Here is an 18,788-nt window from a genome sequence, read left to right as displayed (position 1 = left end):
CCGCGCCGTGCCCATCCCGGAGGGCCCGCACGGTGCGGACCGAACACGCGCGCGGCAACGCCGCGGCGCATCGAGCCACGGGGACGACCGCGCGCGAGCGGACCCGCTTCGTGTCCTGCAGTCGCTCGTGAGACCGCCCGGACCACGCGTACCGCGGCCACTCCGACCGGACGTGGGGTGTGCGGGGCGGGCGGACCGGGAGCAACCGACGGATCGGGAGGCGTGATGACGCGGGACGGCAGGGCCGGGGACGATCGCGAAGTCCCGTGAGCGGCCGGGCCCGCAGGACCGTGCGGAGTTCGAGGAGCAGCTCGCGAACCCCGCAGTTGTGCGGGTTCCGAAAAGGCCGCGCTTTGCGGCGTCCCCATGCAAACCCCATCTTTGGGGTCGTCGAGGACTGGGAGATCGAAATCAGGGGTTCGGAGCGTGTGTCCCTGCACGACGCTGCCTCGAGTTGTCGGTGGGCGAATCGCTCGCGGCCGTGCCCGACCGGGTCGGTGCCACCCCGGCGGCCGACTTGCTGGCGCGCCAACTTCGACGGCGACGGGCTTCGCCTGGAGGTCCCCGACACGAACCACCCCGCCTGGAAGACCGTGCACCGGCTCCGGATCACGCGACCACCCGTGTACACAGGAGAGTTCCCGGCGCGACACCGCGACGTCGTCGTGGCCGCGCTGGGCGACGCGTTCGGCAGGGACGGGCTCACCCCCATCTCCCACGTAGACGTCGACCTGCGGCTGGACGCGGCCGACCCGCAGATCGGGACGAGTCTCCACTGGGCCGGCACGCCGCTCGCCGCCACCGCCCCGGACAGCCCGGATGCGAGGCTTCTCGGCGGCACCACCGTCGTCACCGGCGCGGAGTCCGTGAAGGGCCGGGGCACCGCGAAACGCATCGCGTGGGAGCCGGGAACGCGTCGGGGCCGTTCACCTGGGCTGACCGACGCCGGTCCCCGATCCCACCTGCGCCCGGCCCACGTCGACAGGGCCCGCACGTCGTGAGCTCCGCAGGCCGGGCACGGTCTCCACCATCGCTCGGAGAGGCAGGTCGGGCGTGCGTGATCGGGATCGCCGAGCCGTTAGAGCGCGCGGTACGCGGCCCACGCGCGGGCGGCCTCCGCCAACGCGCGGGACCAGGGCGCCGGTCTGCGTCTCGTGATGCCGGCCCAGTAGCGGGCGTCGGCTTCGGCGAAGTCGGTGAGCACCCGATCGGGCACGCCGCGCCAGCCGGGCAGTCGCGTCGCCCACGCCTGCGCGGCGGCGGGCGACTGTCCGCCCGTGGTGATCAGGCGCACGACCACAAGCGCCGGGTCCAACCAGGCCGGCCCCCGCACGGCCCACCCCCAGTCCACGAGCACCGCCCTGTCGGGCTCCACGAGGACGTTCTCGGGGTTGAAGTCCGTGTGGCACAACGTCGACCCCGCCAGCGCCTCGCCGAGACCGGCGGGAGCACACCGCGCCCACCGCTCTCCGCCGGGATCACCCCGGCGCGCCCGCGCCCCGGGCGATCGCACAGACCGCGCGGGAGCTCTACCCCTGGTTGTCCCGTCTGCAGACCGGCTATCGGATCGAGGGCTCCGCGACCCATGGTTTTCTGCGGATCGTGCGCGAGGAGCCCGCTCCAGGACTGCTAGGCACCGTCACGCGAACGGCGCCCACAAGGCCGAACGGGTGTGGACGAGCTGCGGCCGTTCCCGCGCGACGCCGATCGCAGAGCCTTCCGCAGAAGGCCCCGCGGATAGGAACCGCTCGGAGTCGACCGGGTTCAGCGGGCGTCTTGTCCGGTGTCGGTGTCCGGCGTGCGGAGGACGTGATCGAGCGATCGGGCGTCGTCGTGGGTCCCGCCGGGGGGAGTCGAGTTGGTGATCCCGATGTAGACCGGTCCGCGGGTGGTGCGGGTCTCCAGCGCGGTCCACTGGTCGAGTTCGTGTTCGGCGTACGCGTGGAGCAGGACGGCGAGTCGGATCTCGTGGGCGGGGGTGAAGCGGTTCTCCCGCGCGCCGAGCGGCGGCAGCAGAGGGTCGATCGAGTGGAAGACGCCGTCGGTGGTGCCCGGGGGGAACGTACGGAACATCTCGAGGTACACGTCCCCGTACTTCGTCCGCACCCGCAGCAGGGCCGACTCGTCCAGGACGTGCTCGGCGTACTCGTGTAACACCAGGGCGAGTTGCCGTCGGTCGGTGTCGTCGAACCCGGTCATCGCCCCAGCGTATCGGTGCCCCCGGGGCCCTCACCTGGGCGGTTCCGGTTTCCGGCGCGCGACGCACGGTCGGCGTGGCCTCGCGGATCGCGAGGTTTTCACCGGGAAGGGCGAGTCCGGTCGCCTGCGCCAGTCGCGGGTGTACACCGCCGACGCGGGGCGACCGGTCCGGGCCGGCCCGGCGCGAGGACGACGTCGGGGCCACGGTCGGTCCTGTCGAGCGGGCTGGGCGACTGCGCCGCGGTGGTGTCCGCGGGTCCCGTCGTCGCGCCGCCGACTGGCGGCGCGTTCCGAGCCAGCGCGTGGCGCACCAGCCCGACAGTCGCCGGCACAGTGGTGTGCTCGTCCACGCCGACCGAGTCGAGCGTGGAGTTCGCGCGCCGAACCCTCACGACCTCGGCCGCGGTGACGTGCGGGCCACCGGGAGTCGGGCCGCGCTGCCCGTTGCGGCGACACCCGGACCGGCCTTCGACACGTCCGGGTGTACCCGGCCGATTCTCCTGCGGCGGGATGGGAACTGCGTCATGCTCGGTGCCGCCGCAACCCTCGCGGCCCGCACCTTCCGGTCGTTCTCCCGGACGACACCACGCGCCGGACGCCTGGCCACGGGTACCGCCGTGTCCATTGCGCCGGATCAGGAGAACGGCGTCCCCCCGAGGAGTCTCGATGACGACACCGCCCACGGGCCACCCGAAGGTCGGTGGCGGCGGAGCCGCCGTCGACGCACCGGCGCCGGGTGCTCCGGCGGACCTCCGCGCCGAGCAGCGCCTGCTGGGCGCGATGATGCTTTCCGGCGCCGCGATCGCCGATTGTGTGGAACTCGTCCATCCCGACGACTTCTACCGTCCCGCCCACAGCCTCGTCTACGGGGCGATCCTGGACCTGTACGCACGCGGCGTCGACGTCGACGCCGCGTGCGTGGAGGCCGAACTCGCCGGCACGGGCGACCTGGATCGGGTGTCAGCCGGCTACCTGAGCACGCTCACCGCCGCCGCGACCGTGCCGGCGGACGGCGAACGTCATGCCCGCATCGTCGTCGACCGCGCGCGGCGCCGCGCCCTGGTCTGCGCCGGCCTGTACATCGCCGAACTGGGCGGGGACGACGGCATCGAACTCGTTGACGCGACCGCCGGATCCGAGGCCGCCCTCCGCAGGGCCCTGTCCACACCGAACGCCTCCGGAACCTCCGAAATCGGCGATTCGATCGACGAACTGATCGACGACCTCGACCTCGGCCCGGCCAGCCGCACGGGTGTCCCCACCGGCCTGGTCGACCTCGACCGCCTCACCGGCGGTCTGCGCCCGGGACAACTCGTCGTGATCGCCTCGCGGCCGGCCCACGGCAAGAGCACCCTGGCGATCAACCTCGCGCGCTCCTGCGCCGTTGCCGAGGGCCGCCCCGTACTGCTCTTCTCCCCGCAGATGAGCCGTCTGGACATCCAGCGGCGCGTGATGTCCGCAGAGGGCCGCATCCCCCTGCACCACCTCACCTACCGGCGACCGACCGACGACGACTGGCAGGCCCTCACCGAAGTCATGCCCCGGGTCGCCAAGGCCCCGCTGACCATCGACACGACGGCCCGACCCGACGTGGACGCGATCCGCTCCCAATGCCACGGGATGCGCTCCTGCGGCGGTGTGGACCTGCTGATCGTCGACACCGTCCACGAACTCGCCCCCACCCGCTCGCACGACAACCGGTACGGCGAACTCGAGGAGATCAGCCGCTCCCTCAAACGCGTCGCCCGAGAACTGGGCATCCCCGTGGTCGTCACCGCCCAGCTCAACCGCGATCCCGAGACCCGGCCGGGCCGGGAACCCAAGCCGAGCGACATCCGGGATTGCGGGGCTTTCGAGGAGGACGCGGACCTGGTCGTGCTGATCAACCGCGACGACGTGCACGATCCGCGATCCCCGCGTGCGGGTGAGGCCGACCTCATCGTGGCCAAACATCGCAACGGCCCCATCGGCCGCCTCACCGTCGCCTTCCAGGGACACCTGGCGCGCTTCATCGACCTCGCCCCCGACCCCAAGACGCATGTGTAGGGTTCGCGATTCGTGGCGGGGCCTCGTGGATCTTGGCTGATATCCGGCGGATCGCGAGAACTCGTCGTTTCGCGAGCCACATCGGCTGGCGTCGCCAACGGGCTGCCGACGATATACGTGGGCCCGGCGAACCATGATGGACGTTGATGTTCGCGGCTCCGCGTGCCTCACCGACCCCGAACCCGGCCGTGTCGAGTCGCCGTATGAACCGCCGCTGTTCCGGATCTGGAGGATTCGGACTCGTCGAGGCGAAGAACGCAGGCCCGCCCAACTCCTTCCTGGGCCGCGGGGCATCGGATCATGCCGTCTCGGGGAAACCGCGCGATCGCGGCGTCTCATGGCCGTAGGGTGCCCGCGTGGCGGTCATCTTCTTTGATTCGAACATCCTCTACGCGGACATCGACAGCGATCGGTACGACGTGATCCGCGCGATCGCCCGAACCGAGCACCGGGTGTGCATCCCCGCGGTGGTGCGGGACGAGTTGGTGGCCAGGAAGGTGATCGCGTACCGGGCCGTGCACACCACACTCTCGGCTGCTCCGTCCCGGCTGCTTTGAAAGATCTTGTCGATCGCCCAGGTGTTGACCAGTGGGAATGCAGAATCTGGGACTTGGGATCGTGACTGAGTGACCTGTGGTTTTGCTGTCTTGTTCGACTCTTTCCGGCCTGTGACCTGCGGTTTTGCGGGATCCGGGACGGATGGTCGGTTCCATTGGGAAAATCTGTGGGTGGTTGCTCTCGTTCTGCGCCAGCCTCGCGGGGGCGGCGGCGGTCGGGGGTGATGGCGATCGTGTGTTGGGTCGGTTCAGACGTGGCACTTGAGTGTGACGAGGAGTGTGTCGTCGGGGAGTGTTTCCAGGTAGGTGACCGGGTCGGTCAGGCACAGGGGGTCGTGCGGTGCGTGCTTGCATGGCACCGGTTCGGTACAGGGGCCGTGGACGCCGGGGTCGTTTCGTCTTCCCGTCTCGATCCACCAGCCGTCGAGGGTGAGGAGGTCCCCGAAGTGCCGGAGCGCCCTGGGGGCCTCGCGTTGGACGAATTCCTCGCGGTCGCCCGCGAACCAGGCATCCAGATCCCTGATGGTGGAGTACCCGAAGTTGAGCATCCCGGGGATGTCCTTCATCCGGCTCCAGCGGTCGTGGAACTCCCTGACCTCCGGTTGGGCGGCGTAATCCCAATGCGCCTCCGGGCCGGGACACACCGCGTGCTCCGGTTCGTACCGGGTCTCGAACCGGGACAGCGGCCGAACGGGCCGCCCGTCCGCGCGGATCCGACGCCACAGCTCCCACCCGGCGCCGAGGGCCGCCCTCGCCCTGGTGCGCGGCTGCGTGAAGTCGAGCGTCTCCCGGGGGCCTCCGGCCGACATGCCCGGCAGACTCGGCAGTTCCTCTCCGTCGGACCGCGGCGTGTCGTGGATCAGACGCGGGTCGTCGGCATGGCCGGGGGCGACGAAGTAGCCGCAGCCGTCGCTGCCGCCGCGAACGGTCCACGAGTCCCAGATGTCGCGCGCCTCGTCCGAGGTGTGGTCCTCCTCGAACGGAGCCATCGCCGCGCCGATCGCCGCCGCGAGGTCACCGCCTCCTGCCTTCGCGGGCAGACACACCGTCACACGCAACCCCGCCACGACACCCCACCCATCCCCCGGACGATCGGCTGCACACCGTACCGGGCGAGACGACCACGCGCACCGCGAATACTTCCGCGCGTAGGCGTTTCCGGAATCGGCGACCGGGCGGTAGAGGCGTTGGGCGCCTTCCCGCCTCCCGCTCCCTCAGCCGCATGGCCAGGCGCATCAGTACGCCGGCGTCTTCGGTGTCGGCGTCGACGCATCCGCGACGGCCCCGGAAACGTCGGACCCGTCCCGGATGCGTACCGACACCGGCCCGGGTGCGTCGCGCATTTCGACACGGGCGAGACCGAATTTCGACGAGGCCCGGAAGGTGGAAATTCGGGTCTGCGTCGAGGACGCCTGGTTCGACCCGTGCAGCAACTGGGAGACCGGTTACGCATAAGGCACGGCCGACTTCGCGCCTACTCCGACACAGGGCTCACCCATGCCCGAGATCGATGGACGAGCGGGCCCGCCGGACACTTCAAAGGAGCGCCGGTGGGCTCGGGTGGTACCGAACGTCCGACGCCGGGGGCCGGAGCACCGTCGCCGTGCCCGCGCTCGACTGTGTGCGGGTGGGTCGTCGTCCGGGACGACTTCGATCACGCCTTGCGCGGTCAGCGGGTGCGCCCGCCTGTCGTGGACGAACATCAGGATCAACGGCTTGAGGAGCAGCCACCAGTGCGTGCGTAGCCCTTCTCGGTGAGGATCGCCGCCAGGGGCAGGAGCACGGGTATCGGGCCGAGTGACGATCGGCCCTCGGCTCCGCGTCGGATAGGCGGCGAGCCTTGTCGTGGTACCGCCCTTCACGTGTGCGTGCAGGACGGCGGGATCGTTCCGTGCGGGTGCTGGGGCACACCGGGATCACCTTCCCCGGTGATACCGGCGATTATCCAGGCGTTGGTGGGGAGTTGCCGGCGACGAGCCGCTGCCCGGACAGCGGCTCGGCCGTGCTCGCCTGGACGTCCTGCATGCCGTGTCTGGCGATGCCCGGGCGTCCGCGCTGCCTCTCACCGGGGGTCGTAATCCGATCAAATACTCGTGTCTGCACGCCTGTTGGTGCCCCATCGACTCCTGAAGGGGCTGCAAGGTTGTAGCGATTTCGTAGGACGTGAATCATCTGTCGACAAGTATCTACATACATTGCCGTGGGTTTTCACCAGCCGTTTGGATGTGCGCCTGTCGTTTCTCTATATCCCGGGGGAGCAGTCCCGTGCTCGGTGGGCTGTTGTGGCTGCGTGCGCAGCGTCCGACCGCGATCGTCGCCGCGATGGCGATGACCGTGGGTCTCGTCGTCGGTGGCGCGACCGCCGTATCCGCCGCCACCCCGGGGGAGACGAGGTACGGCAAGCCGACCCAGGAGTGGGGATCGGCCGCTGGCCGCTCGCACCAGGTCGACACGGCGCAGACGCGCGCGGGATCGGACGGCAGTGGGCGTCCGGCCGGCAAGGCCCCGGGTGAACTCGGCCCCGACCAGAGCCGTTGACGCCGCTTCCGGTCGAATCCACGCCCGAGCGGCCGCTCTCGGGCGCCACCACGCAGCAGGTCCAGTCGCCGCCGCAGGCCGGCGGCACGACGATCACCGCCGCCCCGACGGAACCCGCGAAGCCTGCTGCGGGCTCGTCCTTCGACGAGCGGACCAGTCGCGAACTCCCGGCCGAGCGGGACTCCCACACCAGCGTCTACGAGAACGTCGACGGCAGCCGTACCCTCAAGGTCTCTACCGTCTCCCGGACGGGTCATGGGCGAAGGTCGACAACACCCTCGCCCCGATGGGCGGCAACCCCGCCGACCCGGCGTGGTGGCGTACCCGCGCCGCCGCCAACCCGGTCGACGTCGCCACCAAGGCCGACGCGGCGCGGCTGGCGACCCTGCACACGGGCAACGGAACGAGCGTCGGCTTCGGCCTCGACAACGCGACCCCCACGGTCGGCCGCACGGCGTCGGACAGCATCACCTTCACCGGTGCCCGTCCCCAGTCGGACGTCAACCTCAAGGCCGGCGACGGCGAGATCAAGGAGACGATCCTCCTCAACTCGCCGTCCGCGCCCGACACCTGGGACTTCCCGCTGCACCTGGCGGGCCTGACCCCCACGTTGGACGAGAACGGCAACGTCGTGTTGACCGACGCCGCGGGCGCGGTCCAGGCGATGGTCCCGCACGGGTGGATGATGGACTCCGCCGTCGCCCCCTCCTCCGGCGAGGGCGCCACGTCGGGCGGGGTGACCTACGAACTCCTCACCCGCGACGACGGCACCCGAGTCCTGCGCGTCAAGCTCGACCGCGCGTGGCTGAACGACCCGAGTCGCGTGTACCCGGTCAAGGTCGACCCCACCGTCGCGGTCACGCCCGCGTCGAACTCGGTGAGCATCGTCCAGGGCCGCAACTTCTTCCAGACCGACGTCTACCGCTTCGGCTACAACTGCGACAGCGGCTGCGCCAACGCCGCGATCCTGCTCAACACCTCGGCGGTCTCCGCCCAGTTGCAGAACAATACGATCACCGGCGCCCGCCTCGCGCTGTGGAACGTGCACTCGTGGGACTGCCAGGCCCCGCGCGCGGTGACGGTCCACGGCAACACCGCCGCCTGGAACCCCAGTTCGGTGCGCTGGCCGGGCCCCTCCTACGGCCCCGCCCTCGGTTCGGCCTCCTTCGCCCTCGGCAACGAGTCGGACGGCTGCAACGACGGCTGGGGCGTCGTCGACCTCGGCTCGGGCGGGCGCGACCTCATCCAGGGCTGGGTCACGGGAGCTGCGAACAACGGCCTGACCGTGCGCACCGCCGAGGGCGACCCGAAGACCTGGAAGAAGTTCGACACCGCCCCCAACGGCGGCGTCAAGCTCGACATCGACTACACCCCCTACCGGGCCGCGTACCGGTTCAACAACCTCGTGCGCGAGGTGACCGCGACCCAGGACGGCATCGCCAACGTCACCGTCACCAACAACGGCGCCGTCGGCTGGACCAAGGGGATCCACACGCTGAGTTACCGGCTGTTCGACGCGAGCGGCACGGAGGTGAACGCCGTGGCCTGGACGCAGCTGCCCAACGACGTCCCCCGGGCCAGTCGGTCACGGTGAACGCGACCATCGTCAAACTGCCCCCGGGTACGTACACCCTCGCCTGGGACATGGACAACGCCAACGGCTCCAGGTTCTCCCACATGGGCGTCCCGCCCCTGCCGATGGCGCTCGGTACGGCCAACAGATGGCCCGTCATCACCTCGATGACCCCCGGCAACGGCTACGAGTCCGACACCACCACCCCCACGTTCACCGTCGCGGGCAACGACCCGGACAACTACCCCCGCGCGTCCCTCGACTACTACTTCGAGGTCTGCACGGTCGACGGCCAGGACTACCGCAAGGACTGCAAGAACTCGACCTGGCAGACGTCCGCGTCGTTCACCGTTCCGCCGAGTTGGGGACTGGCCAAGGGCGGCAAGTACGCCTGGTACGCCTACATCGGCGACGGCGAGAGCCCGTCGGTGCGCCCGAACCCGGCCGTGTTCACCATCCCCAACCGCCCGCCGGCCGTCGACACCGCCTGGCCGCCCAGCGGCTACACCTTCTCGACCCTGACCCCCATGCTCCACGTCACCGGGCACGACCGCGACGCGTGACCCGCCAACCAGCCGCTGCGCTACAAATTCGAGGTCTGCGAGGTCGACGGCGCGAACACCCGCAAGGACTGCCACACCTCCGACTGGCAACCCCAGTCGCCGTGGACGGTCCCCAAGGAGTGGAACCTCACCTGGGGCAAGACCTACGCCTGGTACGGCACCGTCGGCGACGCCGGCAACGCCGACGGCACGTTCGCACGCGCCGCCACGTTCTCCACCCAGGTGCCGCAGCCGGCCATCACCAGCCGGCTCTCGGCCGGCTCCGCGGGCAAGGAGTTCAGCGAACAGGTCGGCAACTACACCACCGCCGCCACCGACGCCTCGGTGAGCGCGGTCGGCCCCGACCTGACCGTCGCGCGCACCTACAACTCGCTCGACCCGCGCACCGACACCGCGTTCGGCGCCGGCTGGGCATCGCGCTGGGACATGCGGGCCATCCCCGACAACGACGGCTCCGGCAACGTCGTCGTGGTCCTGGCCACCGGCGGACAGGTCCGCTTCGGCCGCAACCCCGACGGCACCTACGCCGCACCCTCCGGCGGCTTCGCCACCTTCACCGCCGTGCCCGGCGGCGGCTGGCAACTCGCCGACAAGTCCGGCACCCGCCAGATCTTCGACACGAACGGCCGCCTTCTCTCCGTCGCCGACTACGCCGGCCGTACCCAACAGATCATCTACGGCGCCGACGGCCGCATCTCCCGCGCCACCGACGTCACCTCGGGCCGCTACCTGACCTTCACCTGGACCGGCGCCCACGTCACCCAGGCCGGCACCAACCCGATCGACGCGAACACCCCCGGCCCGATATGGACGTACGGCTACGACGGCGACCGACTGACCACCGTCTGCCCGCCCGCCCCCACCGGCACCACCCCTCCCTGCACCCGCTACGACTACACCACCGGATCGCACTACCGCTCCGTCGTGATGGACGCCGCCCCCCGCTCCTACTGGCGCCTCGGCGAGGCGGGCCCCACCACCACCGCGGCCGACACCGTCCCCACCGCGACCGCCCGCGAGGGCGCCGAATACCGCAACGTCACTCTCGGCCGGCCCGGCGCGCTCGCCGGATCCCCCGACCAGGCCGCCGGTTTCGACGGCACCACCTCCCACATCCGCCTGCCCGCGGACATCGTCGGCAAGTCCACGTTCCTCAGCATCGAGATGTGGTTCAAGACCACCCGCCCCGGCGTCCTGTTCAGCCAACAGACCCGCACCCTCGACGACCCCGCGGGCGTCGGCGGCGACTTCAACCCCGCCCTGTACATCGACACCAACGGCAAACTCCGCAGCCGCTTCCTCACCCGGGGCGCCACCCCCGACCCCATCACCTCCACCGCGAACGTCACCGACGACCAGTGGCACCACGCCGTCCTGTCCGCCACCGGAACCGCCCAAACCCTCTACCTCGACGGCCAGGCCGCAGGCACCCTCACCGGCGAGGTCTACCACCCGGCCGCAAGCAACACCGTGATCGGCGCCGGCTTCGCCCAGGGCGCGCCCCAATCGCCCGGGAACATCTCGTACTTCGCCGGCAGCATCGACGACGTCGCCCTGTACGAACGCCCCCTGGGCGCCACCGGCGCGGCCGAGCACCACGCCGCGCGCGCCGCGGCCACCCAACTGACCAAGGTCACGCTGCCGTCGGGCCGCACCCACGCCGAGGTCGCCTACGACGCGCGCACCGACCGCGTCACGCAGGTCACCGACGTCAACGGCGGCGCGTGGAAGCTGTCTCAGCCCACCTACACGGCATCCTCCGCCGCCTACGCGGCCGCGATCACCGCCTCCACCCCGGTCGCCTACTACCGCCTCGGCGAGCAGAACGGCACCACCGCGCGCAACACCATCGGCACCGCCGGATCCGGTACCTACCACGAGGTGATCCCCGGCCGCGCGGGCGCGTTCGCGGGCGGTGACGACACGGCGGCCGAGTTCAACGGAACCACCTCCTGGGTCGAACTGCCGCAGAACCTGCTGCGGACGCTGCCCCGCCTCTCCCTCGAACTGTGGTTCAAGACCGACAAGCCCGGAGTGATCCTCGGACACCAGTCCAACACGATCGACGACCCCGCCGGGGTCGGCGGCAACTACACACCCGCGCTCTACGTCGACACCAACGGCAAACTCCGCGGAAAGTTCGTCCAGGCCGACGCCCCCGGACAGCCACCGATCGCCTCCACCGCGTCGGTCACCGACAGCCGCTGGCACCACGCGGTACTCACCGCCGACGGAACCGTACAGACGCTCTACCTGGACGGCACCAAGACGGGCACCGTCAACGGAGCTGTCAACCACGAGGCCTCGAGCCGCGTGTACCTGGGCGCGGGTTTCGCCACCGGCTGGCCGGAAGCCCCCGGCACCGGCAGCCGGTTCGACGGATCGATCGACGAAGTGGCGGTCTACGACCGCGCGATCGACGCGAGTGCGGTGACCGAACACTTCGCGGCACGAAGCGGGGCCGTCCCGAACAGCGCCCCCGCGTACCGGGCGGCGGTTACGTCTTCGGGCCCGTGGTCGTATTACCGACTCAACGAGACCTCCGGAGCCCGCGTCGACTCCGAGCAGGGCACCCGCGGCACCAACGGTGCCGGACGTGCCCACGACACGACCGGCTACCCCGTGGGCACCACGGAGGACGAGGGGTCCGCGGACTTCAATGGCACCACGTCCTACATCGAACTGCCGCAGGGCCTGATCCACGGCTCCTCCCAGGCCACCATCGAGTTGTCCTTCCGCACGTCGACGCCGGGCGTGTTGTTCGCGTACCAATCCGCCGGGATCGGCGAGCCCCAGGCGACCTACACGCCCGCCCTGTACGTCGACACCGATGGGAAGCTCCGCGGCAAGTTCTTCACGACCAGCGGAACCGCCCTACCGCAGATTGTCACCGAGGCATCGGTGACCGACGGCGACTGGCATCACGTCGTTCTGACCACCGACGGCCTCGTACAGACCCTCTACCTCGACGGCGTGGCGGCCGGCACGATCAGCGGCGCGGTCTTCCACGAGAAGAGCCTGCGCAACTTCATCGGCGCCGGAACCACGCTCGGATACGAGAAGGCCCCGCCGGGCGACGGACACTTCTACGGGCAGATCGACGAAGTCGCCGTCTACCGCAAGAGCCTGGACGCGGCCACCGCCGCCGCGCACGCGAGCGCGGCCCAGGACCTGGCGGCGGACTACCGCAGGACGATCCTCGCTTCCGGCCCGACCGGATACTGGCCGCTCACGCTCACCGACAGCGCCACCGCGCCGATCGACCTCGTGCCCGGACCGGCCACCGACGCCGCCGGTGCCTGGAACGTCCGCCAGGGCGTCGTGGGCGCCTTCGGCCCCGGTGGCGACCGAGCGGCGGGCTTCGACGGCACCGCGTCGAACATCCGCCTGCCCAAGGACCAACTGACGGGCGTTCCACAATTCACGGTGGAAATGTGGTTCCAAGCCGAGGGCCCAGGCGTGCTGATGGGCTACTCCACCCAGGAACTCCCGTACACGAACCCCGACACCCCGGCCACACCGATGCTCTACGTGGGCACCGACGGCCAACTGCGCGGCGAGGTCTGGAACGGCACGCCAGCGCCGATCACCTCACCGGAATCGGTCCTCGACGGCCGCTGGCACCACCTCGCGCTCAGCGTCGACACCCCGGGCAAGTCACAAAAGCTCTACCTCGACGGCAACCTCGTCGGCACCCCCCTCGACGCGACGTCCGTCGTCGTGGACCCGTACATCACCATCGGCGCGGGATCGGTGAACAACCTCGCCTGGCCCGCCAAGCCCACCGACATTCGCGGCTACTTCAAGGGCGCCATCGACGAAGTCGCCATCCACCACCAGGCACTCGGCGCCGACACCATCGGCACGCACTACGCGAGCGGCTCGACCACCGACCCGGCCACGCTCACCACCACGACCACCGTCACCGACCCGAACAACCGCCAGGAAACACGCACCTACGACGCGTTCCGCGGCCGCGCGCTCAGCGTCACCGACGTCGAGGGCGCCACCACCACCTACGGCTACGACAGCGGCGGCTTCCGACACACCGTCACCGACGCCAACGGCAACTCCGTCATCAGCGGCCACGACGCGCGCGGCAACGAGATATCCCGCACCACCTGCCGCACCACCACCCAATGCTGGACCGGGTACCAAGAGTTCCATCTCGACAAGGACAATCCGCTCGACCCGCGCAACGACCAACTCGTCGCGATCCGCGACCCACGCACCGCCGACGTCGGCGACAACACGTACAAGACCACATACACGTACACCCCCACCGGCCACCCAGCCGGCGAGACACGACCCGACGGATCCACCACCCAACGCGCCTACACCACCGGAACCGAGCCCGCCGTCGGCGGCGGCACCGCCCCGGCCGGACTGCTCGCCTCCACCACCGAACCCGGCGACCGCATCACGACCTTCACCTACTACGCCAACGGCGACCTGGCCTCCACCACCGACCCGGTCGGCCTGATCACCCGCCAGACCTACGACGGACTCGGCCGCAAGATCACCACCACCGAGGTCTCGGACAGCGTCCCCGCCGGCGTCACCACGACCACCTCCTACGACTTCGCGTCGCGGCCGACGACCGCGACCGGCCCGGGCGTCCGCAACGAGATCACCGGCGTCACCCACACGATTCGCGGCACCACCGTCTACGACGTCGACGGCCGCGTCGTCGAACAATCCACCGCCGACCTCACCGGCGGCGACACCACCCGCACCAACACCTACACCTACGACACCAAGGGCCGACCCGAAACAGCCACCGACCCCGAGGGTGGGGTGACCCGCACCGCCTACGACGCCTTCGGGCGCCTGACCTCCACCATCGACCCGGTCGGCACCGAAACCCGCCACACCTACACACCGAGCGGGCAACCGGCGGAGACCGTGCTCGTCGCCTGGGACGGCGACCCCTCCGGAACCCCACGCGACCTCGTCGTACAGTCCCGCGCCTACGACCCCGCCGGCCGCCTCGCCTCGATCACCGACGCCATGGGCGCCACCACCTCCTACACCTACTACGACGACGACACCAAGGCCGAAACCATCGCCCGCGCCGTACGGCAACCCAACGGCACGACCCGGGACATCGTCCTCGAACGCCTCGGCTACGACGGAGCCGGCAACGTCACACGCAGCACCACCGGCGGCACCACGATCACCGAGATCACCTACGACACACTGAACCGCCCGACCAGGACCGTCCTCGACCCCGGCGGCCTGAACCGCGAAAGCACCACGCAATACGACACCGCCGGCTTCGTCGCCCGCACCCTGCGCACCGGCGCCGGCATCACCACCCCCGAGGCCACCGACTTCACCTACGACAAGGCCGGACGCGTCCTGCGCCAGACCGCCCACAACGAGACCGCCGCCCCACGCGTCGACGACGTCCTCGTCGGCACCTGGAAGCGCGACCAACGCGGCCTGGTCCTGGAAGAGGTCTCACCCAACGGCAACGCCACCGGCGCGACCCCGAGCGCGCACACGACCACCCACACCTACGACGTCCTGGGCCGGGAGATCTCAACGGCGTCCCCGACCGTCGAGGTCACGGTGGCCGGCGCCCCGCCGACGAACACCCGCCCCACCACCACCGTCGGCTACAACACCTTCGGCGAACCGGTCGTCTCCCGCGACGCGAACGGCCGGGTGACCACGAGCGTCACCGACCGCACGGGCCGCACCACCGCCACGACCCTGCCCCCGTACACCCCCGCGGGCGCCGGCCAGCCGATCACCGCCACCTCCCAGGTCCGCTACGACAAGGCCGGCCGCGCCATCGAGTCCACCGACCCCCTCGGCAGGACCAGCAAGGCGCGCTACGACCGCATGGGCAACGTCGTCGAAAAGACGGCCCCCCAAGCACCCACCCAGCCGAGCGCGTTGGCCACCCCGGGCACCAACCAGGGCCCGCTGCTGAACCAGACCTTCACGGACACCCCGCCCACGCCCCCCACCTGGCACTACACCTACGACGCCAACGGCCGCCAACTGTCCGCGGTCGACCCCGAAGGCGCCCGCACCGAGGCCACCTACGACCAACTCGGCCGCCAACTCACCACCACCCGGGTCGAACGCTTCCCGACGGCCAACAACTTCACGACGACGATGACGTACGACGACGCGGGCCGCGTGGTCGCGACCACGTCGCCCACGGGCAGCGAGGCATTCCAGGTCTACAACCCGGCGGGAGAGCCGACCCGCCGCTGGGGCGACACCGACGAAGTCACCGCCGACTACGACGGGTTGGGGCGTCAGGTCCGCGCCTATGACGGGCAGGGACGGGGCAACCGATGGACCTACAGCCCGCTGGGCCGGGCGGACAAGGTCGAGGACATCGTCATGCGCTACAACGGCGACGTCCTGGGCGAGGTATCTCTGCGCACGTCGTCCCAGTCGTACGACCCCAACGGCAACCAGACCTCGACCGTGACCCCCGCCGGTGGTCGCACCGACCTGGCCTACGACGCGGCCGGTCGCCTGACCCGCCAGACCGAGAAGACCAACGCGACGGAGTCGATCGTCTCCTCCTTCGGATACGACGCGATGGGCAACCGCACGCGCTTCACCGACGGCAAGGGCAACTCCACGATCTACACCCACACCGCCTGGGACCAGCCCGAAAGCGTGATCGAGCCCGCCACCACCGCACACCCCAACCCCGCCGACCGCACCTGGACCACCACATACGACGCCGTGGGCCAGGCCACGATCCAATCGGCACCGGGCGGCGTGCGCTCGAACAACACCTACGACCACCTCGGCCGCCTGATCGAACAAACCGGCACCGGTGCCGAAGCCCCCACCGACAAACGCGTGTTCGCCTACGACAACTCCGGACGCCTGACCAAGGCACAAACCCTCGGCGCGGCCGCCCCCAAGTCCACGAACACCTACACCTACAACGACCGCGGCCTCCTGCTGACCACCACCGGCACCTCGGGCAACTCGCACTACACCTGGGACGCCGAAGGCCAGATGGCCGGACGCACGGACGCAGCCGGCACCGCCCGCTTCGCGTACAACCAGCGGGGACGTCCCTACCTCGCATCGGATCCGCAGACCGGCCACACCGTGGAATACGCCTACGACGGCTCCGGCAACGTCGTGGGGCAGACGTACTGGGATCACTGGCCCGTTTTCGAATGGCCACGAACCAACACGGCAGCGGCCCGCTTCGCCGTTCGAGCCGACCGTGCATTCGACTACGACGACCTCGGCCGATTGACGACGGACGAAGTACGAGGAGGGGACGACCTGCCGAGGATCTCCACCTCCTACACCTACGACGCCGACGACCACATGACCGGCAAGGACGACTCCACCACCGGCGGCCGCAACAACACCTACACCTACGACCTGGCCGGCCGCCTCACCCAGTGGAACGACGGCACCACCGCCACCCCCTACACCTGGGACGCCGCCGGCAACCGCACCACCGCCGGCCCCAAAGCCGCCACCTACGACGAACGCAACCGCCTTCTCACCGCAGGCGACACCACCTACACCTACACCCCACGCGGCACCCGCTCCACGATCACGGTCCCCGGCCTGACCAGGTCGCTGCAATTCGACGCCTTCGAACAACTCGCCCAGGACAACGCCACATACGGCTACGACGCCCAGGGCCGCATGATCACTCGCAACGGCCAATCCGCCTTCGCCTACGACGGCACCACCAACAACCTCGTAGCCGACGGCACCACCAAATTCACCCGAGGCGCGGGCGGCGACCTGATCGCCACCGGCAACGGCACCACCGCCACCTTGGCCATCACCGACCAACACGGCGACGTCACGGCCGCGATCGACCCCAGCACCCTGGACCGCACAAGCTCCACCACATACGACCCCTTCGGCCAGATCACCACCCAAACCGGCCCCAAGCCCGGCCTCGGCTATCAGGGCGCCTGGACCGACCCCACCACCGGCCAGGCCAACATGTCCGCAAGGTGGTACGACCCCTCAACCGGCGGCTTCGACTCCCGAGACACCTGGACTCTCGACCCGACCCCTTCCGGCAACGCCAACCGGTACGCGTACGGGGACGGAGATCCGCTCGACACCGTCGACCCGAGTGGCCACTGTGGCGAACTGAACCCGACCATGCGAAAGCTGCTGGGGGTGGGAAAGAAGCTCGGACGCGGGTACTTCGCAAGCAAGTGTGTCGACGAAGACTTGATGGAAAACATCGCCAGGAAGTACTGGGGGCCGTGCGTTACGGGCTGTGGAGATATTACGTGGGCCCCGAAGGTTGCGGACCCTCCTGTTTCCAAAATGGGCGTCGGGCACCGCCGGACCGTATTGGACGGCTTTGGCGTCAGCCGTTGGGCTCCGCCGCGCGTGAACGGGCCGTACCAGGGACCCACGGGAGGCCCGGGTGGAGGCGGGAAACGAAAAAACCCCAATCCCAAGGTCCCCATCAAGCCGAAGCCGAAGATCCCATACCGTCCCACTGCCCCCAAGGACCGCCCTCCGACGATTTCCACACCGATCGTCGACCCGATGATCGCCATCATCAAGGGAGTTCTGGACGGAACGCGAATCCTTGCCGCGATCCAGAATGCGGCTCCTGGCGGGGGTGTATTCGATCCAATTTCAGAAGTGAACTCGAATACCTCGGATCTCGGGCTCGACCCAGGCGGCCAAGACGGTCAGGTTACAGTTGCGCAGGATGAGACGGAAGATTCTTGCCTGAACGGCGGGAGGGGATGGAAACACTATGAGAAACGCGATGCAAACAATGGAAATCGTGCAGTGGGGGTCACTGCCTGCCTGACATCGGACTCGATTTCAGGAGGAACAAAAACCGAAGACGTAAGGCCGCCCGGTTATAAGTGGGCCCAACAAGAGGCATGGAAGACAGGGGGGCGTAAATCGTGGGATGCGATCAACAACTGTCACCTTCTGGCTAAAGCATTGGGAGGAGATGGCTTGAATCTCGACAATCTTTCCACCTGCAGTCGGGAAGTGAATGCAAGTCCCATGGATGGTTCTCCGAAGATCTCACCGAATATGTTCCATTATGAGGATTTGGTCGGTAAGGCAGTAGCTGCTAAGCAGGTGGTGTATTATACGGTGACGCCTAAATATGCCGGAAACAGGACCGTTCCCTACGGATACCACATGACCGCTCGAGGTATAAACAAGGACGGAAGCCCCGGGATTTCGTTCGATGATACGGTGTATAACCTCATGTATGATCGAAAATACAAATGGGCTTTCAATCTGGGATACAGGATGGACAGTAATCTCAATCCGGTGCCTGTTGCTGGCATGCCTTGATCGAAT

10 protein-coding genes are annotated in these 18,788 nt (G+C 69.3%); 7 read left to right on the top strand and 3 right to left on the bottom strand.

Going from position 1 to position 18,788, the window contains the following annotated elements; all coding sequences use genetic code 11:
* Positions 1-623 precede the first annotated feature (623 nt).
* Entirely contained in the window at positions 624-1,001 is a 378-nt protein-coding gene (locus tag ACMXN5_RS31295) for a hypothetical protein (RefSeq protein ID WP_439678268.1), read from the top strand.
* Positions 1,002-1,078: 77 nt separating this feature from the next.
* Here the strand turns inward: ACMXN5_RS31295 and ACMXN5_RS31290 are convergent, their stop codons facing one another.
* Positions 1,079-1,624: a phosphotransferase family protein gene (locus ACMXN5_RS31290; protein WP_439681315.1), complete on the bottom strand. Its 546-nt coding sequence runs from the start codon at positions 1,622-1,624 to the stop codon at positions 1,079-1,081.
* Positions 1,625-1,764: 140 nt separating this feature from the next.
* Positions 1,765-2,199, bottom strand: a complete 435-nt coding sequence (locus ACMXN5_RS31285; RefSeq protein WP_439678267.1) for a hypothetical protein — start codon at positions 2,197-2,199, stop codon at positions 1,765-1,767.
* A 666-nt stretch (positions 2,200-2,865) separates the two neighbouring features.
* Here ACMXN5_RS31285 and ACMXN5_RS31280 point away from each other — a divergent pair.
* Both ACMXN5_RS31280 and ACMXN5_RS31275 read left to right on the top strand, forming a co-directional pair.
* Positions 2,866-4,245, top strand: coding sequence for a replicative DNA helicase (locus ACMXN5_RS31280; RefSeq protein ID WP_439678266.1), 1,380 nt, complete (start codon positions 2,866-2,868; stop codon positions 4,243-4,245).
* 356 nt (positions 4,246-4,601) lie between these two features.
* The gene (locus ACMXN5_RS31275; protein WP_439678265.1) at positions 4,602-4,802 is read left to right on the top strand and encodes a hypothetical protein; all 201 of its coding nucleotides are present in this window, start codon (positions 4,602-4,604) and stop codon (positions 4,800-4,802) included.
* Between the two features lie 248 nt (positions 4,803-5,050).
* On the opposite strand, the gene ACMXN5_RS31270 is transcribed toward ACMXN5_RS31275, so the two are convergent.
* On the bottom strand, positions 5,051-5,869 hold the full coding sequence (locus ACMXN5_RS31270; protein ID WP_439678264.1) for a hypothetical protein: 819 nt from the start codon (positions 5,867-5,869) through the stop codon (positions 5,051-5,053).
* A gap of 1,198 nt (positions 5,870-7,067) precedes the next feature.
* On the opposite strand from ACMXN5_RS31270, the gene ACMXN5_RS31265 reads away from it, so the two are divergent.
* The 4 genes from ACMXN5_RS31265 to ACMXN5_RS31250 all read left to right on the top strand — a co-directional run bounded on the left by ACMXN5_RS31265 (position 7,068) and on the right by ACMXN5_RS31250 (position 18,782).
* Complete coding sequence (locus ACMXN5_RS31265; protein WP_439678263.1) at positions 7,068-7,340, top strand: hypothetical protein; 273 nt, start codon at positions 7,068-7,070, stop codon at positions 7,338-7,340.
* 286 nt (positions 7,341-7,626) lie between these two features.
* Positions 7,627-8,934, top strand: a complete 1,308-nt coding sequence (locus ACMXN5_RS31260; RefSeq protein ID WP_439678262.1) for a DNRLRE domain-containing protein — start codon at positions 7,627-7,629, stop codon at positions 8,932-8,934.
* A complete protein-coding gene (locus tag ACMXN5_RS31255) occupies positions 8,931-9,476 on the top strand; it encodes a hypothetical protein (RefSeq protein ID WP_439678261.1) in 546 nt (181 codons plus the stop codon). Before ACMXN5_RS31260 ends, ACMXN5_RS31255 begins: the two co-directional genes overlap by 4 nt.
* 222 nt (positions 9,477-9,698) lie before the next feature.
* Positions 9,699-18,782 carry a LamG-like jellyroll fold domain-containing protein gene (locus ACMXN5_RS31250; protein ID WP_439678260.1) on the top strand — a complete coding sequence of 3,028 codons (9,084 nt, stop codon included), beginning with the start codon at positions 9,699-9,701 and terminating at the stop codon, positions 18,780-18,782.
* Positions 18,783-18,788 lie beyond the last annotated feature (6 nt).

It is taken from the genome of Embleya australiensis, assembly GCF_051903075.1.
Taxonomy (GTDB): domain Bacteria; phylum Actinomycetota; class Actinomycetes; order Streptomycetales; family Streptomycetaceae; genus Embleya.
Note: the sequence above shows the minus strand (reverse complement) of the source record. Positions and strands in the feature narration are given on the sequence as shown.